The sequence below is a fragment of the Fodinibius sp. genome, assembly GCF_034521915.1.
Lineage (GTDB): Bacteria > Bacteroidota > Rhodothermia > Balneolales > Balneolaceae > Fodinibius.
Genome location: NZ_JAXHLU010000013.1, coordinates 1 through 26,382 on the forward strand (window position 1 = coordinate 1; position 26,382 = coordinate 26,382).

The 26,382-nt window shown below is 41.1% G+C and carries 26 protein-coding genes; 13 read left to right on the forward strand and 13 right to left on the reverse strand.

All coding sequences use genetic code 11. The annotated features are described in order from the left end of the window. The first annotated feature begins 191 nt into the window (after positions 1–191). The 4 genes from U5J89_RS08255 to U5J89_RS08270 all read left to right on the forward strand — a co-directional run bounded on the left by U5J89_RS08255 (position 192) and on the right by U5J89_RS08270 (position 3,343). Complete coding sequence (locus U5J89_RS08255; RefSeq protein WP_322575140.1) at positions 192–617, forward strand: hypothetical protein; 426 nt, start codon at positions 192–194, stop codon at positions 615–617. A 205-nt stretch (positions 618–822) separates the two neighbouring features. Continuing rightward, the gene (locus tag U5J89_RS08260) at positions 823–1,113 is read left to right on the forward strand and encodes a DUF5808 domain-containing protein (protein ID WP_322575141.1); all 291 of its coding nucleotides are present in this window, start codon (positions 823–825) and stop codon (positions 1,111–1,113) included. 217 nt (positions 1,114–1,330) lie between these two features. Further along, the gene (locus U5J89_RS08265; RefSeq protein WP_322575142.1) at positions 1,331–2,506 is read left to right on the forward strand and encodes a glycosyltransferase; all 1,176 of its coding nucleotides are present in this window, start codon (positions 1,331–1,333) and stop codon (positions 2,504–2,506) included. Between the two features lie 180 nt (positions 2,507–2,686). Beyond that, positions 2,687–3,343, forward strand: a complete 657-nt coding sequence (locus tag U5J89_RS08270) for a hypothetical protein (protein WP_322575143.1) — start codon at positions 2,687–2,689, stop codon at positions 3,341–3,343. Between the two features lie 234 nt (positions 3,344–3,577). Here the strand turns inward: U5J89_RS08270 and U5J89_RS08275 are convergent, their stop codons facing one another. Then, positions 3,578–4,135, reverse strand: coding sequence for a helix-turn-helix domain-containing protein (locus U5J89_RS08275; protein ID WP_322575144.1), 558 nt, complete (start codon positions 4,133–4,135; stop codon positions 3,578–3,580). A 255-nt stretch (positions 4,136–4,390) separates the two neighbouring features. Between U5J89_RS08275 and U5J89_RS08280 the strand changes: the two genes are divergently transcribed. From U5J89_RS08280 to U5J89_RS08305, 6 genes are all read left to right on the forward strand, one after another. Next, the gene (locus tag U5J89_RS08280; protein ID WP_322575145.1) at positions 4,391–4,882 is read left to right on the forward strand and encodes a hypothetical protein; all 492 of its coding nucleotides are present in this window, start codon (positions 4,391–4,393) and stop codon (positions 4,880–4,882) included. 233 nt (positions 4,883–5,115) lie between these two features. Next, positions 5,116–6,252, forward strand: coding sequence for a TlpA disulfide reductase family protein (locus U5J89_RS08285; protein WP_322575146.1), 1,137 nt, complete (start codon positions 5,116–5,118; stop codon positions 6,250–6,252). Positions 6,253–6,723: 471 nt separating this feature from the next. After that, positions 6,724–8,688, forward strand: a complete 1,965-nt coding sequence (locus tag U5J89_RS08290; RefSeq protein WP_322575147.1) for a fructose-1,6-bisphosphatase — start codon at positions 6,724–6,726, stop codon at positions 8,686–8,688. Positions 8,689–8,707: 19 nt separating this feature from the next. Next, complete coding sequence (locus tag U5J89_RS08295) at positions 8,708–9,064, forward strand: DUF1304 domain-containing protein (protein ID WP_322575148.1); 357 nt, start codon at positions 8,708–8,710, stop codon at positions 9,062–9,064. A 280-nt stretch (positions 9,065–9,344) separates the two neighbouring features. After that, complete coding sequence (locus U5J89_RS08300) at positions 9,345–9,791, forward strand: EbsA family protein (RefSeq protein WP_322575149.1); 447 nt, start codon at positions 9,345–9,347, stop codon at positions 9,789–9,791. Positions 9,792–10,027: 236 nt separating this feature from the next. Continuing rightward, positions 10,028–10,495, forward strand: a complete 468-nt coding sequence (locus U5J89_RS08305; protein ID WP_322575150.1) for a hypothetical protein — start codon at positions 10,028–10,030, stop codon at positions 10,493–10,495. Positions 10,496–10,673: 178 nt separating this feature from the next. On the opposite strand, the gene katG is transcribed toward U5J89_RS08305, so the two are convergent. Beyond that, a complete protein-coding gene (katG, locus tag U5J89_RS08310; protein WP_322575151.1) occupies positions 10,674–12,899 on the reverse strand; it encodes a catalase/peroxidase HPI in 2,226 nt (741 codons plus the stop codon). A 540-nt stretch (positions 12,900–13,439) separates the two neighbouring features. Here katG and U5J89_RS08315 point away from each other — a divergent pair. Both U5J89_RS08315 and U5J89_RS08320 read left to right on the forward strand, forming a co-directional pair. Then, positions 13,440–13,898: a TspO/MBR family protein gene (locus tag U5J89_RS08315; RefSeq protein WP_322575152.1), complete on the forward strand. Its 459-nt coding sequence runs from the start codon at positions 13,440–13,442 to the stop codon at positions 13,896–13,898. A gap of 11 nt (positions 13,899–13,909) precedes the next feature. Beyond that, positions 13,910–15,064, forward strand: a complete 1,155-nt coding sequence (locus U5J89_RS08320) for a lycopene cyclase family protein (RefSeq protein WP_322575153.1) — start codon at positions 13,910–13,912, stop codon at positions 15,062–15,064. Positions 15,065–15,070: 6 nt separating this feature from the next. On the opposite strand, the gene U5J89_RS08325 is transcribed toward U5J89_RS08320, so the two are convergent. The 11 genes from U5J89_RS08325 to U5J89_RS08375 form a co-directional block, all read right to left on the reverse strand. Then, positions 15,071–16,156, reverse strand: coding sequence for an AI-2E family transporter (locus tag U5J89_RS08325; RefSeq protein ID WP_322575154.1), 1,086 nt, complete (start codon positions 16,154–16,156; stop codon positions 15,071–15,073). A 26-nt stretch (positions 16,157–16,182) separates the two neighbouring features. Continuing rightward, on the reverse strand, positions 16,183–16,893 hold the full coding sequence (locus U5J89_RS08330; RefSeq protein ID WP_322575155.1) for a PIG-L family deacetylase: 711 nt from the start codon (positions 16,891–16,893) through the stop codon (positions 16,183–16,185). A 109-nt stretch (positions 16,894–17,002) separates the two neighbouring features. Further along, positions 17,003–17,740 (reverse strand): ABC transporter ATP-binding protein, encoded by a 738-nt coding sequence (locus U5J89_RS08335; protein WP_322575156.1) that lies wholly within the window; start codon positions 17,738–17,740, stop codon positions 17,003–17,005. Between the two features lie 7 nt (positions 17,741–17,747). Then, entirely contained in the window at positions 17,748–19,133 is a 1,386-nt protein-coding gene (locus U5J89_RS08340; RefSeq protein WP_322575157.1) for an efflux RND transporter periplasmic adaptor subunit, read from the reverse strand. Positions 19,134–19,153: 20 nt separating this feature from the next. Next, entirely contained in the window at positions 19,154–20,521 is a 1,368-nt protein-coding gene (locus U5J89_RS08345) for a TolC family protein (RefSeq protein WP_322575158.1), read from the reverse strand. Between the two features lie 109 nt (positions 20,522–20,630). Further along, complete coding sequence (locus U5J89_RS08350; RefSeq protein WP_322575159.1) at positions 20,631–21,017, reverse strand: hypothetical protein; 387 nt, start codon at positions 21,015–21,017, stop codon at positions 20,631–20,633. 6 nt (positions 21,018–21,023) lie between these two features. Then, positions 21,024–21,461 (reverse strand): phage holin family protein, encoded by a 438-nt coding sequence (locus U5J89_RS08355; protein ID WP_322575160.1) that lies wholly within the window; start codon positions 21,459–21,461, stop codon positions 21,024–21,026. Between the two features lie 5 nt (positions 21,462–21,466). Continuing rightward, positions 21,467–21,679: a hypothetical protein gene (locus U5J89_RS08360; protein WP_322575161.1), complete on the reverse strand. Its 213-nt coding sequence runs from the start codon at positions 21,677–21,679 to the stop codon at positions 21,467–21,469. A 71-nt stretch (positions 21,680–21,750) separates the two neighbouring features. Then, entirely contained in the window at positions 21,751–23,004 is a 1,254-nt protein-coding gene (locus U5J89_RS08365) for a glycosyltransferase (protein ID WP_322575162.1), read from the reverse strand. A gap of 14 nt (positions 23,005–23,018) precedes the next feature. Then, positions 23,019–24,242, reverse strand: a complete 1,224-nt coding sequence (locus U5J89_RS08370) for an ABC transporter permease (RefSeq protein WP_322575163.1) — start codon at positions 24,240–24,242, stop codon at positions 23,019–23,021. Positions 24,243–24,244: 2 nt separating this feature from the next. Further along, positions 24,245–25,486, reverse strand: coding sequence for an ABC transporter permease (locus tag U5J89_RS08375; protein ID WP_322575164.1), 1,242 nt, complete (start codon positions 25,484–25,486; stop codon positions 24,245–24,247). Between the two features lie 140 nt (positions 25,487–25,626). On the opposite strand from U5J89_RS08375, the gene bshB1 reads away from it, so the two are divergent. Continuing rightward, a complete protein-coding gene (bshB1, locus tag U5J89_RS08380; RefSeq protein ID WP_322575165.1) occupies positions 25,627–26,370 on the forward strand; it encodes a bacillithiol biosynthesis deacetylase BshB1 in 744 nt (247 codons plus the stop codon). Positions 26,371–26,382: the final 12 nt, after the last annotated feature.

Consider the following 26,382-nt stretch of genomic DNA (forward strand, 5'->3'; position numbering starts at 1 on the left):
CGCATTAACGCGTACGCACCTCGCCAATTCCTTGCCAGCCTTAGTTTTAAGACTCTTCTTTCGTTAGTTGCTATTTAACATTAATATGTGTGCAGCTTATGCGCTAAACCGTTATATCGCCAACACCTATATTCAATAGTCATTTAGTTAAATTCCATATATTATATATCTGTAATTCATATATATCCATTATGAAACATTTATTACTACTTACGCTGTCTTGTTTATTTATCTTATCCTGTTCACAAGATGATACACTAAGTTCTGATGAGTATCCTCAGAAATGGAAGCTCGTTAAAATGACTGGCTCAATGGATTCTTCTGAAACAACCGATGAGGATATGTCTTGGCAAGAATACTATTTGTTATATAAAGATAATTCCTTTCTTAAATCCCGAGAACAAAATGGAGAGAAAACACAGGCCAATGGGACTTATCAGATTATAAATAAATCGGATGCAAAGTATTTAGTGTTAATATACAAAAGCGAACACAATATAATCGGCAATTGCAGTTCCAAAGCTGAGGAAAATTTGGTTCTTGCCTCCAAAAATAAAATAATTAGCACGTGGCAAAGTTGTGATGGCCCCCGCTTAGAATATAAACGAGTAGAATAAAGTAGCTATTTGCTAGCCATATAACCAGCGCTTCAAGTGGGACGTGCCTGGCCCCTACTTCGCGCAAGGCTTCGTAGAGCGGGCAATGCCGCCCTTGGTTTTAAAATTCATCTTTTGTTAGTTGTAAAATAAATAGAATTGAGTGTGCCGGTTTAGTGCAATACCGTTAGTGCAACTAACTAAATATCAATTTACCTATTCCACCATGACACCCTTTATAATTACGGGCATTCTGGTAGTTGTAGTTGGTTTTATGGTCTATGGTTCAATTGCTTCTCAAAAATGGCATAAAGAAAACCAAGGCCAGGAAACTATCACAGAAACAGAACATTTCTACTGGCATCTTTTTTACTTTAATTCAAATGACAGCCGAATATTTGTTCCAAAACGAACTGGTGGTGGTTTCACAATTAACTTTGCTAACCCATTATCAGTGATTGCCGGTATATTAGTAATTGGTGGATTTTTGGCTTTAATAATCCTCAAGCAAGGGTAAACGTTACACTAACCAACTTTCGAATACTCCTAAGAATAAATGACTTACTTTGGTAGTATAGCCACTACTGAATCCACTTCGCCCTCTCTTGATGCTTTCTGGCTTTTTAGCTTTCCGATCGTTATAGAACGCATGCGATTTTTCCACCTTAAAAATCTGTATAAATAATTGTACCTTGAAAATTGACGGTGTGATCATTGACGGTTAAAATAATTCCATGAATTATTTTATTTACCTTATTTCCGGTTATTCAGCAATCACCTGTATAATGTGGATAATTGCTTATTGGTATGTACTCAAGCAGATTTATGCACCGCCAAAAATAAGCCAAGTGAAAGCACCTGAACCTTCGTCCTTTCCTTCCCTTTCTATATTAGTTCCTGCCTGTAATGAAGCTAATACTATCAGAGCTGCGTTGCAGTCAATACTGGAACAGGACTATCCCAATATGCAAGTCATTGCCATAAATGACCGATCAACCGATCAGACTGGTAAAATCATAGATCAATTGACTACGCAATATGATAATCTACATGCAATTCACATTGAAAGCTTGCCCGATGGATGGTTAGGGAAAACGCATGCTTTGAAGAAAGGATACGAAATGTCAACTGGAGATTGGGTACTGGCTACTGATGCAGATGTATGCTACAAAAAATCAGCACTCCGATCCATCATGGCAGTAGCGTTGCACCATGATCGGGACCATATTTCCTGTATACCAGATATGGAGAATAATGGTTTCCTACACGAAACCGCCTTTGATGGTTTTGTAAGCCTTTTATTTAGTCAACAAAATCTTGTAGGCGTACCTGATCTCGAATCGGATGATTATTTTGGTTTCGGTGCCTTCAATATGTTTCGAAGAGATGTTTTTAACAGAACAAAGGGGTTTGATTGGTTGCGTATGGAAGTAATTGACGATATGGGTATCGCCCGCATGTTAAGAGATCACGGTGCCAAACAAGGTGTTTATTTTGCATTCGATCAGCTTGAACTGGAATGGTATGGATCACTTGGAAAAATGATCAAAGGTCTCGAAAAAAACAGTATTGGCGTGGTTGCGCATTACAGTTATCTGAAGGGATTTTTAATACCCATAATCTGGCTTTTATTTTTCATGGGGCCTATCGTGGGTCTGTTCTCTTCATTTTCCGCAATACAGATACTGTCGGCAGGGGTGATAATTGCTAGCATCCCGTTTAATATTTTGGCTTCATATAGGTTAGAACGATCTTATTTCTCATTCCTTTTTTCTGGTTTTGGGATGTTTTTTCCAATGTATGCCCTCATCCGTTCAACATTTGCATGTTTAAAAAGAGGAGGAATAAAATGGCGCGGGACCTTTTATCCTGTCGATGAACTACGGAATATGCAGCGGGTTCGTTTTTGAGATTTGTAGGATTCTTTGCCTTTTCATTTATTAGTTAATCTTTTGTTTTAAACTAATTTAACACTGTTACGCCTGCGCCTTATGGATAAGGTCGTTATACTGCAATTAGACACTCAAAATGCCTATCATGCAGAAATCATCTACTAGATGTAGTTCTATTTATCAACTTAAATCAAGATTATGAAACAACTATCATCAGTACTATTCATACTTTTGTTATTTACTGCCTGCAGCCAAGAAATTCCCGAAAGATATACAGCCAATGTGGAAGAAATTTTCAGCGATATTTCCATTTCTGAGGATCTTTACCTCTATGTTGATGGAACCGGTCAACCGGCTGATGGGCACTACACTTCCAACTATCAAAACGGTTCCATTCAAGCCGATATAACATTCAAAGATGGGATGATTTCGGAGGGTGAAATTTTCAGTCCTGATGGGGTACTTACAATACGTTACACAACTGAAAATAACCTGATGAAAATATCCTATTACAACAAAAGTAATAGTCAGCCCAGAATGGTAACCCTCTATGGTGATGATCTATCAGATCGAGTAGCGTTCCACACTTGGGATGAGGACGGGACCCGGAGAGTAAAACATGATCAAACAGTTATGAAACAGTGGTACGAAAATGGACAGCCACAGTTTGAAATGTCATTGAGGGATGGAAAATTACATGGAAAATCGGCCACATGGTATGAGAATGGCCAGATTAAATCTGAGGTGCATTATATCAATGATATGAAACACGGAACCTTTAAAGAGTGGGATAAAGAAGGAAATGTTATCAGTAAGCAGGTTTACGATATGGGAAAATTGGTTACAGAGAAATGAACAAAAACCATTAATCTGCAACAGCAACTCAATTACTACAAACATGCAATTGCGTTATAAGGAATCATCTTATATAAGATGACTCAATATTTATCAATTACATTCGAATCGATCAAGTTCAACGTTAATACTTTTTGAGTAAACTGTTGCTGATTAAATGATAATAAATTTATCTGACAAAAAAATGGAAGATCAAATTAAAGAAGAGTTTCGTCAAAACCGGAAGAAGATGTACTATATAATTACACTTATAGTCGTTATTGCTGGCTCTGTATCTACAACTTCGGGTCGCTTGGTGATCGATACCCGGCCTTTAATTCGGCCTCTGCTGTCTTGTCGATTGCCGCGCCTGCGCTTATGGCGGCCATGTTTGAGGTGCTTGTAGAGTCCTTTGTCAGCCGGATCACCGGTTCGCTTGCCGGCCCAGATCCACTGGTAGAGGGTCTCATGGGAGACCCCGTCGATGCCCATCACGCTCCATCGGCCGCTGATAAGTTCTGGGGAAAGTTTTTCTTCGATCAACCACTGGCGGGCCTGAGCTTTGAGGACGTCGGTAAAGCGTCGGTGTTTAGGCTTGTCGGCGTGGCGCTGGTCGGTCAACTGCTGGGCGGCTTTCGGACAATAGGCCTTGTCCTCCGAGTTGCTGTTGGTTACATTGCGGTTGAGCTCCCGACAGATCGTTGAGCGGTGTACGCCAATGGTTCGGGCAATCTCGCTTTGGTTATGACCTGCATCGAGCAGAGCTTTGATTTGATAACGATTTTCTTCGCTGAGTTGGGTGTATTTTTGCATGACAACATGAATATAACCCGCTTGGCTAAGACCTCAGGAAATTACCTAAGATCAAACTTCATATTACACTATTACTCAAATCGAACTTATAATAAGCACATTAACTAAACGTGCCTCACCATCCTACGCTTCTAAACCAAAAGCTTTGGTGAGCAGGCCACAGCAGCGTTTGGCTTTTTAGCTTTTCCTTTCATTATTTAAAAAGTTAAAATTTTATTTGCTCAGCTTATAAACAATGTCGTTATACCTTTATTTATGATTCGACAAATTACCATATTCAGTTACTTTTGCATTTGTATTCTGGGATGTCAAAACACAGTCAATAATATTGAGGATCCCAAGGAACCTCTGCATGACATACACATAGAGGGAGATGTAAAATTTCATGGGGAACTCACTTTGTCAGCTTCAAATAACAATCTAAACACCAAAATATGGGCAGAAAATATTAGTACTGACACAGCCAGCATTGAAGCAGGTCCCTGCGCTTTCAATGTTATTGCTTATTCTGAAGGCAATAACCCGGTTTGGTATAACCGACCTCCGGATAAATATATCTGTACGGATCAACTGTTCATTTACAGGATTGCTCCCAAAGAAATAAAACAGCTTACAGGCCAACTGTATATTAGTGGACAAAATTGGTATTGGGATATTCCTGAGGGTGATTGGAATTTTGTAATAGAAGCTAGAACGAAAAAAGGAGAATCAATTTCATTTAGCGCCAATAAAACAAAAATGAATTAGATAAGGTATCACCCGCCATTACAACCAATCCTAAAATATACCCAGTTTTCAGGTCATCATTACCTATCGTGGTCTCCCCTTTTATTTTTACATCAAGATTTTAAACGAATTATAAATGTTCTTTATTTGTAAAAGAACAAGTAAGGCATATTCTTTATACTGTTTATATATCATAAGGATTGATATATACATATTCATAGCATTTACATTTAAAATCATATAAGCAACAAATCGTGATTTCCAAAACATCTCTGATTACCCTGGCTTTTACAATAGTTTTATGTGTCTCCTGTACAACCGAAAAAAATGAAACTGTTTTTTCGGTGGAAGGAAAGTTAAGTAGCATCGACACGGAAAATGCACTATTGTATCAAGCGAAAGGTCTTAATGCTAATCAGTTCGATATCGTGGATACCCTGTCGGTAGATGCTGACAGTACGTTTTCAGCGAGCTACAGTCTTGAACCTCATTATTACCGTTTGAAAATACACGACACTCTGCACGTGCCATTTATTGCTGATTCCGGGCAACATATTACAATCAGTTTTCCCGCAGAGGACAAGTACGAAGTATCCGGATCTCCGGACACAGAACTTTATGAAGAGTATGAAGAATTCCGAATAGAGGTTTTAAGAGAAAATGTTTACCCAATAAGAGAGAAACTGGAAGATTTGCTCGAAGAGAATAATCCGGAAGATTCAGCGCGAATTGAAAAGCTTGGCGAACGTGTGGTAAAGGCAGAAGCAGGTTATCGGGATACCCTGATACATGCGGTAAAAAAGATGGGAACATCTATCGCCATTTATCCGACCATGGTTCGCTGGAAAGGCGATGAACACATGGATTACTATGAAGAATTGGCCGCAGATTTCTCTGAACAACATAAGGGACTTGAAGTAGCAGAATTGGTATCAGAGAAAGTTAGAATTTTAAAGCAGGTTTCCATCGGCGGAAAAGTTTCAGAAATTGTCGCTCCTGACACATCGGGTGTGGAGAGGTCACTTTATAATAATCTCGGCAAGTACACATTAATAGATTTTTTTGGAAGTTGGTGCGGTCCCTGTAGATCAGAAAGCGATCATTTGGCAAGAATGTATAAACAATACAAAAGCTCCGGATTTGAAATTTTTGGATTTGGGATTGAGTATGAAAGAGACCGATGGATCCGAGCGATCAAAGAGGACAACAGAACCTGGATCAATGTTTCTACGGTTGACGGTTATTCAAACGATATTGCCCGGGAGTATTCCATTACAGCTATCCCCAAAAATTTTCTTGTTGATGAGAACGGGATTATACTGGCAAAAGATATTCATGGCCAGGAACTTGAAGAGAAACTGGATGAATTATTTTCAAAAATTGAAAACTGACACCCTCACTGCTAATTCGGGTCAGTAAGTCAGATACCGAGCCTATATTCCGTAAAAAGTCTTGCTTTCAGGTTATTATTCTATTCAAATCTCTTTTTTGTTTATCAAGAATAACAACAATCAAGATGGCAAAGTAAAATCCTCACATAAGCATGCTCGGAGCATCCAATTTAGTTTAAACATAAAACCTGGTTTTTAATCAATACCTCAAAAGAAATTTTTTGTTTTATAACCGGTAAATAATGTTGGTATTGGTGCAGATGGCAGACGAGTTGGCATATCATTTCAAACTGTAATCTAGATGGAAAGACTATCAACTACGCAGACCTTCCTCCCGTTTTGCAGTTATCTGTTGGCATTTTAGCTGTTCGTTCAGTATTTAACAAATAAACATTCACACGTGCACCTGAAGCAGGCGCAATATTTTTCACACATCACAAATCTGCATTTGTACTGCAAAATATTATACTTATGACTGATACCGAAAAGGAACTCCGTTATCTAAAATTATTAGCCCAACAGTATCCCTCAATCCGGGCAGCCTCAACAGAGATTATCAACCTCAGTGCTATCCTTGAGCTCCCCAAAGGTACGGAACATTTTATCTCTGATATCCACGGGGAGTACGAGTCGTTCTTGCATGTACTGCGTAACGGCTCGGGATCGATAAGATGGCGCATTGAAGAGATTTTCGAATATACCCTTGACGATCAGGAAAAACGAAATCTGGCCACCCTTATTTATTATCCCGAACAGAAAATGCCAGCCATTGTCAAAGAGCTTGATAATCCCGATCAGTGGTACCGAAAAACTCTTTTTCAGCTTATCAAACTTTGCCGAGTCTTTTCCTCAAAATACACGCGCAACAAGGTACGCAAAGCCCTGCCGAATGACTTTAGCTATATTATCGAGGAGCTGCTTCACGAGCAGGAAAGCACTCAAAATCGCCAGGAATACTACAGCAGTATTATTCAATCCATTATTGACACAGATTGTGCGGATGCGTTTATCACGGCACTGGCCCGGCTTATTCAGCGGTTGACCATCGCGCGCCTGCATGTTATCGGTGATGTATACGATCGCGGCCCCGGAGCTCATATCATTATGGATAAGCTCATGGAGCATCATGCGGTAGACTTCCAGTGGGGTAACCACGATATTGTTTGGATGGGAGCAGCGGCCGGTAGCCAAGCCTGTATTGCCAACGTGATACGCGTTTCTCTGCGCTATGCAAATATGGAGACCATTGAAAACGGTTATGCCATCAGCATGCTGCCACTGGTTTCGCTGGCGGTAGAAGTTTATGGTGAGGATCCCTGTGAGCAGTTTCGCCCCAAAGAAGCCGACGAAGAATTTACTGAAAATGAACAGCTGTTGATGGCACGTATGCAAAAGGCCATCACAATAATACAGCTAAAGTTGGAGGGACAGATTATTTGGCGACAACCGCAGTTCCAGATGGAAGATCGGTTGCTGCTCGATAAGATAAATTATGAGCAAGGTACCATTCAACTCAACGGCCAAACCTATCCCCTGTTGGATACTCATCTACCTACCATTGATCCCGAGAATCCCTACGAACTTTCCGAGAAAGAACGGGCGGTTATGGAAAAGTTATCTTTGTCATTTAAAAACAGTGAACGTCTACAGTCGCATGTGCGATTCCTCTTTTCCAAAGGCAGTATGTATCTGAGATACAATGATAACCTGCTCTATCACGGCTGTATTCCCATGACGAAAAGTGGGCGTTTGCGTCACTTTACTCTTGACGATAAAAAGCACAGCCCCCGCGAATTTATGGATCGCCTGGAACAGCTTGCCCGCCAGGGTTATTTTGTAACTGACCAACCAGAGAAAAAACAGTACGGACTCGATACCATGTGGTACTTATGGAGCGGGTCACAGTCTCCGCTATTTGGCAAGAATAAAATGGCGACTTTTGAGCGCTATTTTATTGATGACCCTGAGACTCATAAAGAAGAAATGAATCCCTACTACGATCACCGAACCAATGAAAAAGTTGTTGATAACATTCTGGAAGAGTTTGGCCTCAATCCTGAAGAAGGGCATATCATCAATGGGCACGTACCGGTGAAGGTAACCAAAGGCGAAAGCCCCGAAAAGGCCGGCGGTAAATTACTGGTCATCGACGGCGGGTTTGCCAAAGCCTACCAGGAAAAAACCGGAATTGCAGGATACACGCTTATCTATAATTCATTTGGACTCATCCTTGCCGCACACCAGCCTTTTGAGTCTACCCAAAAAGCCATTGAAGAAGAAATTGATATTCACTCTGATACCCGTATCCTGGAACGCAATAAACAGCGCATCCGTGTTTGCGATACCGATAACGGTCAAGAAATTCAGCGTAAAATTGAAGATCTGCAAAAACTGCTAGAAGCCTATCGATCGGGACTGATTAAAGAGTTATCATAACCTGAAAATAGATAAAAACATGTCCTTAGCAGCTACTCTTGCGATCCTGATTGTCGCCTTATTACACATCGCCTTTTTAGTACTAGAAATATTTTTGTGGGATACCAAACTCGGATTACGACTGTTGGGCCACTCCAGGGAAAGTGCGGCATCAACCAAGAAACTGGCCGCCAACCAAGGTATTTATAACGGCTTTCTTGCTGCAGGATTATTTTGGGGGCTTAGCCTTGGAGCAGAAGGTTTTACTGTCAATCTCTTCTTCCTTTGCTGCATAGTTATCGCGGGACTATTTGGAGCTGTGACGGTTAGCAGAACCATCTTCTATGTTCAAGGGTTACCTGCTCTTATAGCTTTACTGCTACTTTTTTTGACATAGGAAATAGCTATTATTTATTATCTCACATTTCGTGTGATGATAATAAAAAATTCAACCTACAGAAGAACCAATATTAACTTAACAAGCTTTCAGAGATTACATTTTAACTGGTGCTAATATTAGTTTGAAATCTGCCGTAAACTAATGCGCGGTTGATCCCGGCAGTTCCCGTTATACTTGATACAACCAAAATAATCAGTTATTTACTTCAGGAGTAATCTAAAACCGTCTGAGGCACAGAGTCACAAACTAAAAATCAATTTTTATAAAGAGAACAACTATGGAACCGTTTGAATTAAAAGTTGATACCAATACTATTTATATAAAAATCATACACTTTTTGGGCACTCTGATGCTGGGATTCTTTATCGGAGCTATAATTTTCATATATAAATATGAAGGCACAATCGATTGGATGAATTCATTCATAGGTATTACGTGTAGTCTTGTTTTTGCTTTTTTCCCTGGGGCAGCGGTCAATCAAGCTCTTATTATTAATGAAGAGGGAATCTTTCTAAAAAACTATAGTACGTTTTGGGGTAAAAAGAAATATAATTGGTCATCAGTTAAAGCTGTTGAAGTGAAAAAGAATCGAATTGAACTGACAAAGAATGTTGGATCTACTGCGAAAATTAAACTTCCCTTACACACTGATGAACAGATTAAAAATTTAAAAAATTATCTTCGGCAGGTAACCCGTTCTAAAGAAATTGCTTACAAAAACTAAAATTAAGTATAACCCGTGTATCAATACAGGCTCCTCCCATCTACCCTCCTGTTTTACAGGCTTGACCTATATAGTGCCAGCAATTTTACTTTTTAACTTTGTAATTAATAGTACTTTCCAACAACAAATAAATAATACAAGAGATAATTCATATCGAAACAACAGAAAAATTATTTAAAGCCGCTAAAGTACCTGCAATTGTCACGGTAATACTATTATTAATTCCTTTAGTAGCTATGCAGCTTACCAGCGAAGTAGATTGGGATGAGACTGATTTCATTGTTATGGCCATTCTCATATTCAGCACCGGCTTTTCCTACAAACTGGTTACCATGAAATCGGAGAACTTCATCTACAAGGGAGCTGTCGGACTGGCACTTTTTACAGGATTTTTCCTCATCTGGGCAAACTTGGCCGTTGGTATCATCGGATCGGAAGACAATCCTATCAACCTATTGTACTTTGGGGTGATTTTTATCGGAATTATCGCAGCATTTATGGCCCGATTTCGTTCAAAAGGTATGACACTCGCAATGTGTGCGATGGCAATCGCCCACGCATTAGTAGCTGCCATTGCTTTGATCGGTGATTTTTACCAGTCTCCACCCAGCACGGTATTCCATATAATAGGCATAAATGTGTTCTTTATTACACTGTTTATGATATCTGCATTCTTATTTCGATATGCTGCCCACAGGAACTAAATCTATTTATATAGTGACATATTTTTGAGCAGAAACCTCGATAACTATTAAATAGGTAGATACCTAAAAGGAATAAAAAAGGGCAGCCTGCTTTCAGACTGCCCTTTCAGGTTACATAAGATATTAACCACACTTGTTATTAAAGGTTCTATTTAGAACCCATCCAGTGTGACTGAAATTAATCCAGATCAAAACGATCCAATTGCATTACCTTAGTCCATGCATCGACAAAGTCCTTAACGAACTTTTCTTCTGCGTCATCAGCTGCATAGACTTCAGAAAGCGCACGCAATTCAGAATGCGAACCAAAGATCAAGTCAACACGGGTGGCCGTCCATTTGACGTCACCGGTATCACGATCTTGGACTTCAAAAAGCATTTGTTCATCCGAAGTCGCCTCCGTTGTATAATCCATGTCAAGCAGATTCACGAAGAAATCGTTGGTCAACGTTCCCGGTTGATCGGTCAAGACACCATGATCGGAATCATCGTAATTAGCATTCAGTGCACGCATTCCGCCTACAAGTACCGTCATTTCAGGGGGAGTAAGCGATAGCAATTGTGCCTTGTCAACCAACATTTCTTCCGGCTTGGCACTGCACTCGGAATTGTAATAATTCCGAAATCCATCAGCATTAGGCTTGAGCCATTCAAAGGATTCCTCATCCGTTTGCTCTGCCGTAGCATCATTACGTCCGGGTGTAAAAGGTACTTCTATGTCATGACCTGCATCTTTGGCCGCTTTTTCAATCGCAGCAGCACCACCGAGAACGATTGTATCAGCAAGGGAAACCCGCTTGTCTCCGGATTGGGCACTATTAAATTCCTCCTGAACGCCTTCAAGCACCTCAAGTGCCTTAGCTAATTGTGCAGGATTATTTACTTCCCAATCTTTCTGTGGAGCAAGTCGAACCCGAGCACCATTGGCACCGCCTCGCTTATCAGAATCGCGATAGGTTGAAGCGGAAGCCCATGCCGTTTTAACGAGCTCTGATACAGACAGGTCCGTATCAATGATCTTCGCTTTAAGCTCTTCGATATCCTTATCATCAATCAGTTCATAGTCGACTTCTGGAATAGGATCTTGCCAAATCAGGTCTTCTTCAGGAACTTCCGGCCCGAGATAACGAGATTTGGGTCCCATATCGCGGTGAATAAGCTTGAACCATGCACGAGCATAAGCATCCGCAAATTCATCGGGGTTTTCATAAAATCGTTTGGATATTTTTCTATACTCCGGATCTACTTTCAAAGCAAGATCTGTGGTCAACATCATCGGAGCATTTTTCTTATCAGAGTCATGAGCATCGGGCACGGTACCATCTCCTGCTCCGTCTTTTGGCTGCCATTGATAAGATCCGCCCGGACTTTTTGTGAGCTCCCATTCGTATTCAAACAGATTTTCGAAGAAGCCCATATCCCATTGCGTTGGATCATTAGTCCATGCGCCTTCTTCACCGTCGGTAATCGTATCTCCACCTTTTCCTGAACCATAATCGCTGATCCAGCCAAAACCTTGTTCTTCAATATTAGCCGCTTCGGGTTCAGGGCCTTTATGTTCAACAGGTCCGGCACCGTGTGTCTTACCAAAGGTGTGTCCACCGGCAATAAGGGCAACCGTTTCTTCGTCATTCATCGCCATACGCAAAAACGATTGTCGAATAAAGTGTGCTGATTTTTCCGGATCCGGTTCTCCATTTGGTCCCTCGGGATTAACGTAAATCAAACCCATGTGATCAGCGGCAAGTGGTCCTTTAAGATTGCCTTCTTCATCATGACGTTCATCATCCAACCATTCCTGTTCGGAACCCCAGTTAACAGAAGTATCGGGTTCCCAATCGTCTTCACGTCCACCGGCAAAGCCAAAGGTTTCAAAGCCCATTGATTCCATCGCAACGTTCCCGGCCAGTACTAACAAGTCCGCCCATGAAAGCTTACGACCATACTTTTTCTTAATGGGCCATAGTAAACGACGCGCTTTATCTAAGTTGGCGTTATCCGGCCAACTGTTAAGAGGAGCAAAACGCTGTTGTCCGCCTGCGGCTCCACCGCGACCGTCAGCAACACGGTACGTACCGGCAGCGTGCCACGACATCCTGATAAAAAGTCCGCCGTAATGACCCCAGTCCGCAGGCCACCAATCTTTGGAATCGGTCATCAGATCATGAAGGTCCTGCTTGACGGCCTCGAAATCGAGCTTTTTAAATTCTTCGGCATAATCAAAATCCTCCTCCATTGGGTTACCCTTGGACGAAGGCTTACGTAGCATATCCACGCTTAATCGTTCGGGCCACCACTTTTCGAGTTTTGTACCACCGGCAGCAGTTTCATTTGAATCCCCATTATGAAATGGGCATTTGCTTGCATTACTACTTGATGTATTTTGAGCTTTATCTTTATCCATACGATACTTGGTTTATCAATTTTTTTATTTATCTGTTTTAATCTAACCAAATCATTCATTCATATAAATTGTTTTCTGATAGAAAAATACTATTACCGATATTAGAGTTAGTTATGAGTTTGCAGATAAACGATATTTTTCTTTGTGAGCCAATTTCCCCATTCCTTCTTAAAACAACTGATCATCTTTCAGTTTAAACCCTTTAATTAATTACTATGAAGGCTTTGCAAAACCATTCTGTCATCGCGAATGTAATGTGGCGATCTCCTTTTAAAAGCTTTGTTCGGGAGATTGCCTGCCTATGCCGAAGCTTTTTTACACAGGTGCCATATACAGAAAGGCTCCGCGCAGGCAGGCTTCTCAGGCTCGCAATGACAAGCTAAATTTTGAGGGTTTTGCAAAGGCCCCTACTATTATGTGTTTGTTTTAATTCTGCAAAAAAATCAGCAGACAGGTAGAGAGTGTAAACGATTTTTGCTTATAATCACTTATAATAACTTTAGAATTTGTTATGATACTGAATTAAACACAGGGATGAGTATGAAAAAAATTGCAGGTTTACCGGTCTGGATTATAGTTTGCAGTTTGGCCGGTGTATTTGGAGCTCAGTTTGAGCCCGGCACATGGTACGAACTATTGCAAAAACCAAGCTGGACCCCACCAAACTGGGTCTTCCCCGTTGTTTGGCCTATTCTTTATATTATGATGGGAACTTCGGGCTGGCTTGTTTGGCGAATGGATTCCGTTTCTTTATCTAATTACGAATTCAAGTGGTTTTTTCTACAACTTATACTAAATGCACTCTGGTCGTGGCTCTTTTTCGGAAAGCACTATATTTCAACGGGCTTAGCTGAAATTTTACTGCTATGGATTGCCATCGCTTTTACCCTGCTTCTATTCTGGAAAAAGAATCGGCTGGCAGGACTGCTACTCGTACCCTACCTGCTTTGGATAAGCTTTGCTTCAGCCCTGAATTTTGCGATCTGGCAACTTAATTAACCACCTTTTATATGCAGCAGTTCGACTACATCATAGCGGGTGCAGGTGCATCGGGACTTTCCCTGGCTTGGAAAATGCTGCATTCACCATTATCAGAAAAAAAGATCCTTGTCCTCGATCAATCTCTAACCCCAACCAATGATAAGACCTGGTGTTTTTGGGATACTGCCGACCCTCTTTTTGCGGATCTGATTTACCAAAAATGGACCCAAGCAGAAGTCAGTATTTTTGGGAAGCGATCCACCAAACATTTGAACGATTATACTTACTACTGTCTACGGAGCGGCGACTTTTACAACCACATTTTAAGCAGCCTTGAAGATCATCCCAATTTTAACCTGCTCGAAACTACAGTCAAGGAGCTATCATTTGATGGTCATAATCCCATATTAAAAACTGAAACAAATTCATTTAAAGCAGACTATATTTTCCAAAGTTGCTTTACTCCCTGGGACAAGACCGAAGATCATCCCCGACATCCACTGCTGCAGCACTTTCTGGGATGGGAGATTACCACATCAAAACCGGTTTTTGATGATAGCTTTTTCACCTTAATGGATTTTGACCAAACATTTGAGGATGGAATAGCTTTCATGTATCTGTTGCCCTGGTCTAGAACTTCTGCTCTCATCGAATACACCATCTTTTCAGACACACTGCTTGATAAAAAACAATACGAGGAAAAGATCTCTATATATTTAAACAACCGATATAATCTAAAACCGATTGATTATAGTATTGAACGAAAAGAATTTGGAAAAATACCGATGGAAGATCGTCCCCACAAACCATGGTATAAACCCGGAATACTCAATTTGGGTACCATTGGCGGGGTTACCAAACCTTCAACCGGCTACACATTTAAACGCATCCAAAAACAAACTGATGCAATTGTTGAGGACTTGTTGTCGAAGGGCACCTTAGAACCCCAACCCCCTTCTAAAAAGCGGTTTAAAGCTTACGATCTTTGGCTGCTACAAATTATTGATCAGCATCCCAAGGACGCATTCCGGATTTTTAATCACCTTTTAAAGAATAATTCTCTGGATGATGTTTTTCGATTTCTTGCAGAGGAATCATCCATACGGGATGATCTGAAAATTATGAACAGCGTTCCCGTATGTCCCTTTCCTGAGAGCTATCTGGAAGACTCTTGGACGCCTTAGAGAGTTCTAATCGCCTTCACTCTCCGCTTTTGGCCCTGCAGCTTGGTACTCAGTGCGATTCCCCAGCAGGTAACCGTATGGCTTCAGCGCTTCAACCTGATCAAAGACACATTTTAAAATTCCCAGAAGTGGCACAAATAATATCATCCCCGAAATACCCCACAGCTGACCACCGATTACGAGTGCAATTAATGCCATAAAGGGATTAATGCTTACCTGCGATCCAATAACATTTGGAGTGATAAAATTCCCCTCAAGAAACTGAACGACTGCAAAAACGGTTACCACTCCAAGGGGATTCAATAGAGAATCGGTAAATAAAAGTGCGAAAATGATGGCGGGCAGACTTCCTAAGATGATCCCTATATAAGGAATGATTGCAAGAATAGCTGCAAAAGCAGCAAAAAATAGGACATGATCAATGCCAACAATCCATAATCCTATCGCATTTAAAATACCCAGGATTGTAATGACTGTCATCATGCCCACAATGTAACTCTGCGTAACACTTTGGATGCCGTCAATAACAGAATCGATCGCATCGTTCTTACCATCCACGGCCTTGTGTAAAAAAGTACGGTACATTTTCTTGTAGTACATCATAAAAAATACAAAAAATGGGAGCAGCCCTATGGTTGTAAAGACGCTTGTTGTAGCTCCCAATACCGTACTGATGTATTCCCCACTTTTATTAATCGCCGTTTCAAGCCCCCGTTCTAAAAACTGTACTTGCCGATCGGGAGACAGATTAAATGTCGCCTCAAAAAACTGTATCAGATCACTACTCAACGTTTGAATCTTGGCATTAGCCTCGGGCAGACGATCAGCAAATTGAATAAACTGGATAGAAAGCAGCGACATAATACCTCCCAAAATTACAGCAATTAATATGATGCTGGTTAAAATGGCCAGAATTCTATTGAATTTATGTTGCTGTAACCATGTACTGATGGGATCTAATAACATTGCAATAAGAGCTGCAAATGCGAGAGGCATTAAAATAAATTTCCCATACGACAAAACAACGAACAACAAGATAATCCCAAATAATATTGTTGTTCCCTTCAACCAGATTGGAAATTCTTTTTCCATCAGTTATTTAATATTAGCAATTGATATTATCCCTCTAATTGATTCCCTAAATCGGTCAACGGCGGATCGTAATCTTCCTGAAATATTTCGAATGGAATTCGATATCCCACTTCTTCCTTAACATTACTATCCTCGATGACTTCCTGGTAGGTTTCATAGCAATCCAAAGCTGATAAAAATTTCTCGTAGTCATCTTCACTGGCTTCAACCCAACAGTCAATATCACCCTGTTTTGATGAAGTCAGATTAAACTTTCCCTCCCCTTCATCTTCGCTGTAATGGGTAAAAAAGGCGAGTCGCTTTGGGTAGTCAAATCCTTCTCGTTTTAAATCACAATACACACTTTTAACAACCGCATGACTTACAAGATGATCTTCGAATCCGCTGATACCATGCACCGCATAGGTCACTAATACATCAGGCTCAATTTTCTGAACCTGTTTGCGTATCACTTCCTCAATATCAGCAGGATCCATCTCTTTCAAACCGCTATCAGGCAGATCAAATACCGTCATCCCGTTTAAATCGAGCACTTTTTCTACACATTGCATTTCTTTATAACGTATTTCTCCCATCTCTTTTTTATTTACTCCCAATCGAAATCGCTGCTTGGTAGCCTCTCCTTTTGTCAGGGTAAACAGATATACTTCATGGCCCTTTCGACGCTGGGCAGCAATTGCCGGGGCCGGGCCAAATGACTCGTCATCGGGATGGGGAAAAACGTAAAGAATTTTCATGGCAAGATATTTTGATTAAATCATTTGCATGATGTTAATCATAATTTTGCTGTCACAAAACCCAAATATCTGATAAAATAAATGGCATCAAAAGCGGAAACTGGGAGTCCTATGTTGTAGCTGCTTCAATTTGAATCTCCTGATTTTCCAAGGCAGGATTCCCAACTTTCTCATCACTTTCAATTTTACCGTCACGAAGGCGAATAATTCGACGTGAATGCTCAGCAATTTCGGGTTCATGCGTAACAACGATAATTGTATTCCCCGACCGGTACAGCTCCTCAAAGAGCTTCATAATCTCTTCCCCTGTTTTCGTATCAAGATTACCCGTAGGCTCATCGGCCAATAAAATAGAAGGGTTATTTACCAGAGCCCGAGCAATAGCTACACGCTGACGCTGCCCGCCAGAAAGTTCATTGGGTTTATGATCCATACGATCTCCCAGTCCCACGCGCTCTAACGTTTTCGCTGATCGTTCATGACGTTCAGCAGTTTTTACACCCGAATAAATTAGTGGCAATTCCACATTTGAAAGGCAATCCGTACGGGGTAGCAAATTAAACGTTTGAAATACGAATCCGATCTCCCTATTTCGAACTTCTGCAAGATCAGCATCGTCAAACTGGCTGACATCCTCTCCATTTAAAATATAGGTGCCCGAAGTTGGAGTATCCAAGCAACCAATAAGGTTCATCAAAGTAGATTTGCCCGATCCCGATGGACCCATAATAGCAATGTATTCATTTTCCAATAAATCAAAGGTAACGCCATCAAGAGCACGTACCTCTTGGGTTCCCATCTGATAAATTTTCGTTAAGTCCTCTACCTGAATAATCGGTTTTGCCATTCTGCTATTAATTTGAAGCCATTCGGCCAATCTTATTATTATTCACATTCACTTTATCGCCATCCGAAAGCTCCCGGGAAAGCATTCGATAACTACCTGTTACCACCTGTTCACCGGCTTCAAGTCCCGATAAAATCTGAATATGAGTATTATCACTGATGCCCGTTGTTACTTCCTTGCGCTTAGCTTCTCCATCTTCTACAACAAACACCACTTTTCGCATATCCTCTTCAGGAATAATTAGATCTTCATCAACATTAGTAGTATCACTTTCACTTTTCGTAGTATCGTTCTGTGCAGATCTGTTTTCATCAGCAAAATCACGTACCGTCACAGCTTGTATCAGTACCGAAACGACATTGCGCACGGTCTGCGTTTGCACATCCACCGTAGCAGACATACCAGGCTTAAACGAGGGGACAAATTTATCCTCTGGCATCTCTTGCGAGGCCTGCTGAACCAGTTGTTCATCCCCAACCATATCAAGATTGTGGGGTGTAGCTACCCGAATTTTTACTTCATAGTTGGTAACCTGTTCGTTCGTCCCTTCTCCGGAAATTTCAGCAGAGTTAGCTATTTCTGTTACAACACCGTTAAATGACCGTTCAGGATAGGCATCGACTTCAATATTTGCAGTATCTCCTGTCGAAACATTTACAATATCATTTTCATTAACCTGCACCTGAACTTCCATCTGATCCATATTCGCTATCCTTAGAAGTTCAGTTCCTATGGATTGGGTATTCCCCAGCACTCGTTCACCAACCTCCACGGCCAACTTACTTATTGTCCCACTACGAGGGGAACGAATAATAGTCTTTTGCAACTCTTCTTTCGCCTGTTCAAGCTGAGCTTCGCTGCTCTGCACCTGGTATTTTGCAGCGTTAAAGTTCGCCTTTTGAGCCTCATAATTCGTTTCTGATTGTATAAATTCTTTTTCAGAAATAGCTCCTTTTTCAAAAAGCTGTTTGTTCTGTTTATAAACCGATTCAGCTTCCAGCAGCGATGCACGGGCCTGTTCCATGCGCGCTTTTTGCGTGAGCAACATGGCATTGGTCTCATCAATTCTGGCCTGATAAATATCCGGTTTTATGCGCACCAAAAGCTCTCCCTGTTTTACATAGTCCCCTTCTTTTATGGGTAGTTCTATGATCTCTCCGGATACTTCCGGACGCAAGATCACCTCTACTTCCGGCTGCATTTTTCCAGAAGCCGATACAATCTGAGTTATGGTTTTCAATTTGGCTTCGGTTACCTCAACCTGCTTGGCTTCCGGTTCACCTCCTAACCATCCCATCGTTTTACCTAATAATGCTCCTATCCCCAATAAAACAACGAGTCCAATACCAACATATAATAATTTTTTTGTAGCAGACTTCTTCTTTCTTGACATATTTTTAAAATCTAATTCTCTTAATTTAACGTCATTTCTTTATCTAATTTGCCTATATAATAATCCAGAAGTTTTTCCTGGAATATTAGATTATATAACGCCCGGGCATTATCTGACTGGGCCTGAACATAATTTGCATTCGCATCACTGAGTTCAATTAACGTACTTGCCCCTACATTATAGCGCTCTTGCTGAGTTTCATACGCTCTTTCAGCAGCCCTCAATGCTTTTCTTGTCGACTCTAACTCTTTTTGATACGATAAATAATCATTATAAGCCTGCGTGACTTCTTGAATTATTTGCAATCTCGTATTCTCTAATCCAAGCTTAGCATTTTTTAGATTAATCTTTGCCGTCTGTATCTGATTCATACGATTCCAATTATTGAAAATTGGAATATTAAGCGAAAATCCTATCGAGGTGGTATAATTTTGATCATAGAACTGATCACTAAAAGAAATCCCTCCACCAAAATATTGATCGCTATATGAAGATGACAGTCTCGCACTTGCACTTAAGGTAGGTATCAGGTTGTACCTTGCCTGTTTTAGCTGAAGTTCAAGAGCTCTAAGATCTGCCATTTCACTTTTAAGATCTGAACGATTATCTAAGGCATTCGTTATTAATTCATCAATATTAAACTCCTGTCCTCCGATCTGAATATTGCCATTACCTTGAATTTCGGGATGTGTAAATTCATAATTACCGCGGGGATCTATTTGTAATTGCCGCACCAGAGCAAGCCTACTCATTTTTAAATTATTCTCGCGCTGTGTCAGGGTTAACTCATTACTGGCTACCGTTGACTCCTGATTATACAGATCTACCGTAGGTCGGGAACCAACTTCAACTTGTGCCTTTACCTGCTCTAACTGTTTTTGAGAGGCTTCAAGATTTTCTTTTGCAATTTTTACCAGTTGCTCATCCAAGAGAACTTGCAAAAAATTTGATGCCGCATTGAAAATCACATCTTCTTTGGCTCTTTGCATCTGCTCCTCGGAAGAAAGCTTATCAGCCTTGCTTCTCCTCAAACTCAAAATATTTTCAAAGCCATTAAAGAGGGAGAGGTCAGCACTCAGGCTCCCGCTTAATCCATTTGTTACATTGTCTTCGAATACTTGCGTGTCACCCTGACGAACCAGCTGCTGTCCTTTTCTACTTGATCCACTGAGATTAGCTGATATTGAAGGAGCAAAGTCAGCATATTCACTCTTAATGCTACTTTCCGCTAACTTTAAATTATTAGATGCTTGTTTAAGCTGGTAGTTATTCTCCAGAGCAATATCAATAGCCTCTTGCAGCGAAATTTCTCGGGGCTGAGAATCCTGGGCATATACAGTAACACTCAGCATTAATAGACTAAATAGTAAACAGATACCTTTGCGCATATCGATAATTTATTTTTTGGGTTTACAACTCGGGAGGTTACACGATCAATGATACGAATTGTTACGGAGGGAATAGGTTATTTTACGTTATAAAAGATTAAAAGCTTTTTTAATCATCTTGTTCTCCGTTATTTGGCGCCAAGTGCTCTTCAGCCTTTTCTTCAAGGATATTTTCGATATAGTCGGTTGCAAAGCTTATGGCCTTACGGGTAGCAAGTCTCTTTAACTCAGATAACAGTGCCCCGCTAAATTCTCCCACTTTATCGGATGAAGAGGTCGATGATTTCCTTTTATGACCCAGTAAAAATCCTATTACCGCTGAGGCCCCTACAATAGGCAAGGGATACTTTCGAATGATATTTTTAGGAGCCAAACTACTACTTACATCTTCACGGACCTGGTCAATAGAATTATCCAATTCTCCCTCAATGTTATTCAATTCTTCTTCCAGCTCCTGCTTCTTTTTCTCCAGTTCATCAACTTTTTCTCGTGCCATAATATCCTATCCTTCTTTGGATTTTGAATGCCCTTCTTTTTCAATTTTCAAAGTCTCTTTAACGGTCTCTCCATTTTGCTCGATTGATTTTATTACTTCATTTTCAAACCGATGTTGCAGCTGCTTAAAAACACTTTTAGGTTTCAAATACATAAATAATCCACCTACCAGCAACAACGGTAACGAAACCAACACATAGCCCAGACTTCGACTCTCAAGCAAATCTCCAAGATAAATAGCCAAAGCAAATAACAGAAAACAGAGCCCTCCCAAAAGCAGAAAAACACCAATGCCACGCTGTACCGAGGCTGCCATTAATCCCGAAATGGCTTCTCCAATATTGAGCATGGTGAGCTCAATACGTTTTTCGAGATATAGCTTTAAGTCAGCAGTAATAGCACGTAACCGTTTCCCGAATTGATCTTTCTGTTTATCAGTTTTCATTATTTTTAATCTTCTGAACTCAATAATTTACCAACGATATAACCAATAAATAATCCACCTGCTACACTTTTAACGGGATGTTTTCGGATTAGATTTTCGGCTCGTAATTTTAGCTCTTCAACACGTTTCGCCAGCTCTTCTTCCTCTACCATCTGGCGACCGCGATCGAGTGCATTATCCAACTCTTCGTTTAAATTTTCTAAAATCTCTTCATCCATGACTTTAATAATCTTGTTAACGTAATAGGCTCCATCGTCTTAATTATAAGGAAATATGTGGACTTTAAATATTACATATTTCTATTTTTAGCCTCAATCCACCGTCCCATATACTTTGTACTCTCAGCGGTATGGTGCATTAACATCTGACCAATAAAGTTTTGCGCACGATGCCTTGGCAGATCTTTCCGAAGTCTTTTGATATTCTCTATTAGCTGATTATCGAAATCCGGTTCTATAAACTTTTTATTAAGGATTGAAAAACCCTTTTGTTGCGCTTCAGTCCACGCCTTTTTATCGCTATAAAGATGTTGGGCTGCAGACGCAATGTCTTCTGAATTCTCGGCTATTATTCCACCCCAATTTTCATCACTGCTTACAATACCCTCTGCACCTATACTTGTTGTCACACTCGGCGTTCCACACTGCATGGCCTCTATCAGCTTACCTTTAAGACCCGCCCCAAACCGAAGGGGAGCCAACAATACCTTCGCATTGGCTACCACCTGTTTAGCATCCTTTACCCTGCCCTTCACATAAAATCCTTCTTCGGGATTATGCATCTGTTCCGCCTCTTGGGTAACATAGGCTCCATATATATGCAGCTGGACATCAGGCAATTGCTTCCTGATCAATGGCCAAACTTTCTTTTTTAAATATCTAACGGCATCCATATTTGGGGAATGCCGGAAGTTACCAATTGTGACGAAGTCACTTCGTTCACTAAAATCCGGTAACGCATTCTTTGCATCCTCTGTAATTGGATCAAGCAAAAAGGGAAGATATTGTAACAGGCATGGATCTACGTCAAATACCTCCCGGAGCAGATCCATTTCCGCCTCAGAAATAATCAGGGATAAATCCGATCGAAAAATACTGGCGATCTCTCGCTTGGCATCTTTCGAGGATAATAGATCTTCCTTTGTACACGCTCGATTTTCGTTATGGGCCTTTTTTCGCGCCCTTCGCAAAAAATGCAGATCTTCAGTATCCAATATCCGCAATGCATTGGGACACTGCTCGGCAACACGCCATCCGAACTGCTCCTCAACCACAAATCGATCAAAAAGAACGACAGAAGGATTGAGCTCTCTGACGAATTCGTCAAAGGTTGAGCTGTTCATCTGGATAGAAACTTGGTCGACGCCAATAGCCTTCAGGTTGCTCATGTGATCTGTTTCGGCAGCCGAGCTCGCGAACGTTACGTTCCACCCCTGATCTTTAAATAGATGGATCAATTCAAGCATGCGTTTGCCGGCGGCCGATGAATTGGGTTCGGGCCATACAAAACCAATTATCAAAACATGCTGTTGATCATCTTTCATTATTCCAAAAGAAGTTATTCGTAGCGAAGGCTGTCGATGGGATCTAAACGGGCCGCTTTATATGCGGGATACACTCCAAATAAAAGGGCAATAACGAACATCCCAAAAAAGCCCGTCAGCACTGCCCAAATCGGAATAACGGGTTCGGTTTCGATCCAAATTGCCATGCCATTACCGGCCAGTATTCCAAGCACAATTCCTATTAATCCACCCAGCTGACAAATAAAGATTGTTTCAGTAAGAAATTGTGATACAATTGCTTTTTTTGTTGCCCCTACTGCTTTACGAAGCCCGATTTCACGGGTACGCTCGGTTACGGAGACCAGCATGATATTCATCACCCCGATGCCGGCTCCAAACAATGTAATACCTCCAATTACAAATCCAACGGCATACAAAATAAAGGTAAACTGATCGAAGGTACCCGCAAGAGAGTCATTTGTTTCAATTTCAAAATCATTTTCGGCACCGGGTGCCACTTTACGGACAACTCGCATTATCCCGGTAATTTCGTCCATAGCGGCTTCAATAAAATCCATAGCCGGCGCCTTAACCTGTATATCGATGTTGCGATCTCCACCATAAATCATAAGGCCCGCAGTATATGGAATCAGCACAAACTGATCCTGCGATTGCCCAAACACACTCCCCTTTTCATCTAACGTACCAATAATCCTGTATTGCTGTCCGGCTACCCGGATATTTTTTCCAATAGGATTCACATTTTGAAATAGTTCCTGTTGAATATCATGCCCGATGATAGCTAATAACCTTCCATACTGAATATCCTCAGAACTAAAATTACGGCCTTCACTCAGTTCATAAGCATTGTTTCCAAGATAATACTGGTTACTCCCAATCACTCTTACCGTAGGATCGGTTTCCTCATCTCCGTACGTTACTTTGGTATAATCAAATGTTTCATCCGGACTCACATTCTCCGCTAGTCGTAACATTTCTTGAAGCCGTTCAGCCGTTTCAAACGTAATATCCTGGCGATTTCGCACATTTTCTGCACTGCCACCCATCCGAACAGACGGCGTTTTGGAAACGTTGATTACGTCGCCTCCCATAACACTCATCGTATTCTGGAAAAAATTGTCTAGTACAGCTACCGCAGTGGTGGAAACAATCACCGAAAATACTCCTACAATAAGAGCCAATAAGGTTAGTGAAGACCGTAATTTATTGGCCCAAAGAGAATCAAACGCCTGTTTAAATACTTCTATAATATTCATTTTTATTCGTACCTGAGTGATTCTATGGGGTCTGATTTTGCAGCGCGGTAAGCAGGGATAAATCCAAAGATCAATCCAACAATTGAACACAGTACGATAGCTGCAATAACAACACTGATATCAATGCTGGCCACAAATATCTGATTAAGTAACATGCTCAGTGGATAGGAAAGCAGGAGTCCTATCAATCCCCCTAAAAGACACATGATCACCGCTTCAATTAAAAACTGATACATTATTTCCCACGCTTTGGCTCCCACCGCCTTGCGGATGCCGATCTCCTTGGTGCGTTCGCGAACTGATACAAACATGATGTTCATTACACCAATGCCACCAATAATTAGTGAGAGTGCTGTAAGTCCTCCTCCAACCATATACAGACCGGCTTTAAATGATGAAAGCTGAGCTTCAAAAGCTTGCGGTTTATTCAGCTCAAAATCGTTATCCTCGGTAGCATCAAGACCGCGAACACGGCGCATGATGCCCTCAATTTCATACTCTCCTTCTTCCAAAATCTTTTCATTTGGAAATTTTACTGCAATCTGAATGTTACCACGTAAACTAAAAAGCTGTCCATAAGCCTTAATCGGTGTAATAGCACGCCGATCCATATCAGCTAATCCCAAAAACTTTCCCTGTTTTTCCAATATCCCAATTACCCTAAACCGCTGTCCCCCAATGCGAACCTCTTCACCCAAAGGATTTTTACGATCAAATAAGCTTTCTGCCAGTGTTGCTCCCAGGACCGTTACTTTCGCTCCCCGCTGTATTTCTTCGGGCGTAAAAGCACGTCCCGTTTCAATACCGAGTCCAGCTGTTTCAAAATATTTATCGGTAACTCCGGCAATAAAAACGCCATCTGCACTCACATCATCATACCTGATGGAGGTGCCTCGCGACGCTGATGCCGAAACAGCGGAAGCAAGGCGGCTCGATTCTCGGATATCTTCCACATAATCCAATTTAATATCTCTGCGACTCCGATATTTCCACCATTCATAATTGGGTCCTCGATTCCATGGATGCTTTTCGACATATACTACATTCTGGCCCATCATGGCCATGCTCTTATCAAATTCAGCATCCATGCCATTACTCACGGCATTCATCAACGTTACCATCACAATACCAATAATGATACACAGGGTTGTGAGGAAGGAACGAGTTTTATTAATCCCTAAAGCGCTCAAAGAAATCTTGAGTCCCTCCCAGCTGCTATTTATAAATCGACTTATCTTAGACATGCCCTAATTTCGGTTCAAATTTTATAACGTCTCCTCTACGAGCTAAAATACGAAACGTTACAGGAAACTTAAGAAATTCATTTTTAGCGATCCCTTAAAATCAGCTATATTATACTGTAAAATTAAAGAAACTACATGATATGAAACTGGATATTTTGGCACTCTCTTCTCACCCGGATGATACTGAACTTTGCTGCGGGGGTACGCTGGCAGCGCTTGTTAACCAGGGCAAAAAGGTAGGCGTAATCGACTTTACGCGGGGAGAAATGGGAAGTCGCGGTACTCCTGAACAGCGGTTGCAGGAAGCTCAACATGCTTCCGATATCATTGGACTCGAAATTCGAGAGAATTTAGGCCTCCCGGATACGAAGCTTAAAAGCACGCGTGAATATCAGAAAAAAATTATCCAAAAAATTCGGGAGTACCGACCGCATGTATGTTTGGTGGGAGCTCCTTCAGATCGCCATCCCGATCATGGCAATGGCACAAATTTGGCCTTGGATGCCATTTTCTATAGCGGATTAACGAAAATCGAAACATTTGACAAGCAGGGTGATTCGCAAGAGCGTTGGCGTCCTTCGCATGTGCTCCATTTCATGCAGGATCGACCTTTTGATCCTGATATCGTTTTTGATATATCGGATACATTTGAAACGAAGAAAAAAGCTATTCTAGCTTTTGAATCCCAATTTAACGTAAAAGATCCCGGCGACGAACCCGAAACATATATTTCCAACGAGCAGTTTTTTAAGGGAATTGAGGCCCGTGCCCGCCACTATGGTCATTTGATTGGAACAACCTATGGTGAGCCATTTAAATATCACAACGGACCGGTACCGATGGCATCGTTTAACAGTTTATTTGAGACAGAGCCGCAGAGATAAAGTGAAAAGCGA

Coding starts and splice junctions, on each gene's coding strand:
- U5J89_RS08255 (WP_322575140.1), top strand. CDS start 192: ATGAAACATTTATTACTACTTACGCTGTCTTGTTTATTTATCTTATCC.
- U5J89_RS08260 (WP_322575141.1), top strand. CDS start 823: ATGACACCCTTTATAATTACGGGCATTCTGGTAGTTGTAGTTGGTTTT.
- U5J89_RS08265 (WP_322575142.1), top strand. CDS start 1,331: ATGAATTATTTTATTTACCTTATTTCCGGTTATTCAGCAATCACCTGT.
- U5J89_RS08270 (WP_322575143.1), top strand. CDS start 2,687: ATGAAACAACTATCATCAGTACTATTCATACTTTTGTTATTTACTGCC.
- U5J89_RS08275 (WP_322575144.1), bottom strand. CDS start 4,135: ATGCAAAAATACACCCAACTCAGCGAAGAAAATCGTTATCAAATCAAA.
- U5J89_RS08280 (WP_322575145.1), top strand. CDS start 4,391: ATGATTCGACAAATTACCATATTCAGTTACTTTTGCATTTGTATTCTG.
- U5J89_RS08290 (WP_322575147.1), top strand. CDS start 6,724: ATGACTGATACCGAAAAGGAACTCCGTTATCTAAAATTATTAGCCCAA.
- U5J89_RS08295 (WP_322575148.1), top strand. CDS start 8,708: ATGTCCTTAGCAGCTACTCTTGCGATCCTGATTGTCGCCTTATTACAC.
- U5J89_RS08300 (WP_322575149.1), top strand. CDS start 9,345: ATGGAACCGTTTGAATTAAAAGTTGATACCAATACTATTTATATAAAA.
- U5J89_RS08305 (WP_322575150.1), top strand. CDS start 10,028: ATGCAGCTTACCAGCGAAGTAGATTGGGATGAGACTGATTTCATTGTT.
- katG (WP_322575151.1), bottom strand. CDS start 12,899: ATGGATAAAGATAAAGCTCAAAATACATCAAGTAGTAATGCAAGCAAA.
- U5J89_RS08315 (WP_322575152.1), top strand. CDS start 13,440: ATGAAAAAAATTGCAGGTTTACCGGTCTGGATTATAGTTTGCAGTTTG.
- U5J89_RS08320 (WP_322575153.1), top strand. CDS start 13,910: ATGCAGCAGTTCGACTACATCATAGCGGGTGCAGGTGCATCGGGACTT.
- U5J89_RS08325 (WP_322575154.1), bottom strand. CDS start 16,156: ATGGAAAAAGAATTTCCAATCTGGTTGAAGGGAACAACAATATTATTT.
- U5J89_RS08330 (WP_322575155.1), bottom strand. CDS start 16,893: ATGAAAATTCTTTACGTTTTTCCCCATCCCGATGACGAGTCATTTGGC.
- U5J89_RS08335 (WP_322575156.1), bottom strand. CDS start 17,740: ATGGCAAAACCGATTATTCAGGTAGAGGACTTAACGAAAATTTATCAG.
- U5J89_RS08340 (WP_322575157.1), bottom strand. CDS start 19,133: ATGTCAAGAAAGAAGAAGTCTGCTACAAAAAAATTATTATATGTTGGT.
- U5J89_RS08345 (WP_322575158.1), bottom strand. CDS start 20,521: ATGCGCAAAGGTATCTGTTTACTATTTAGTCTATTAATGCTGAGTGTT.
- U5J89_RS08350 (WP_322575159.1), bottom strand. CDS start 21,017: ATGGCACGAGAAAAAGTTGATGAACTGGAGAAAAAGAAGCAGGAGCTG.
- U5J89_RS08355 (WP_322575160.1), bottom strand. CDS start 21,461: ATGAAAACTGATAAACAGAAAGATCAATTCGGGAAACGGTTACGTGCT.
- U5J89_RS08360 (WP_322575161.1), bottom strand. CDS start 21,679: ATGGATGAAGAGATTTTAGAAAATTTAAACGAAGAGTTGGATAATGCA.
- U5J89_RS08365 (WP_322575162.1), bottom strand. CDS start 23,004: ATGAAAGATGATCAACAGCATGTTTTGATAATTGGTTTTGTATGGCCC.
- U5J89_RS08370 (WP_322575163.1), bottom strand. CDS start 24,242: ATGAATATTATAGAAGTATTTAAACAGGCGTTTGATTCTCTTTGGGCC.
- U5J89_RS08375 (WP_322575164.1), bottom strand. CDS start 25,486: ATGTCTAAGATAAGTCGATTTATAAATAGCAGCTGGGAGGGACTCAAG.
- bshB1 (WP_322575165.1), top strand. CDS start 25,627: ATGAAACTGGATATTTTGGCACTCTCTTCTCACCCGGATGATACTGAA.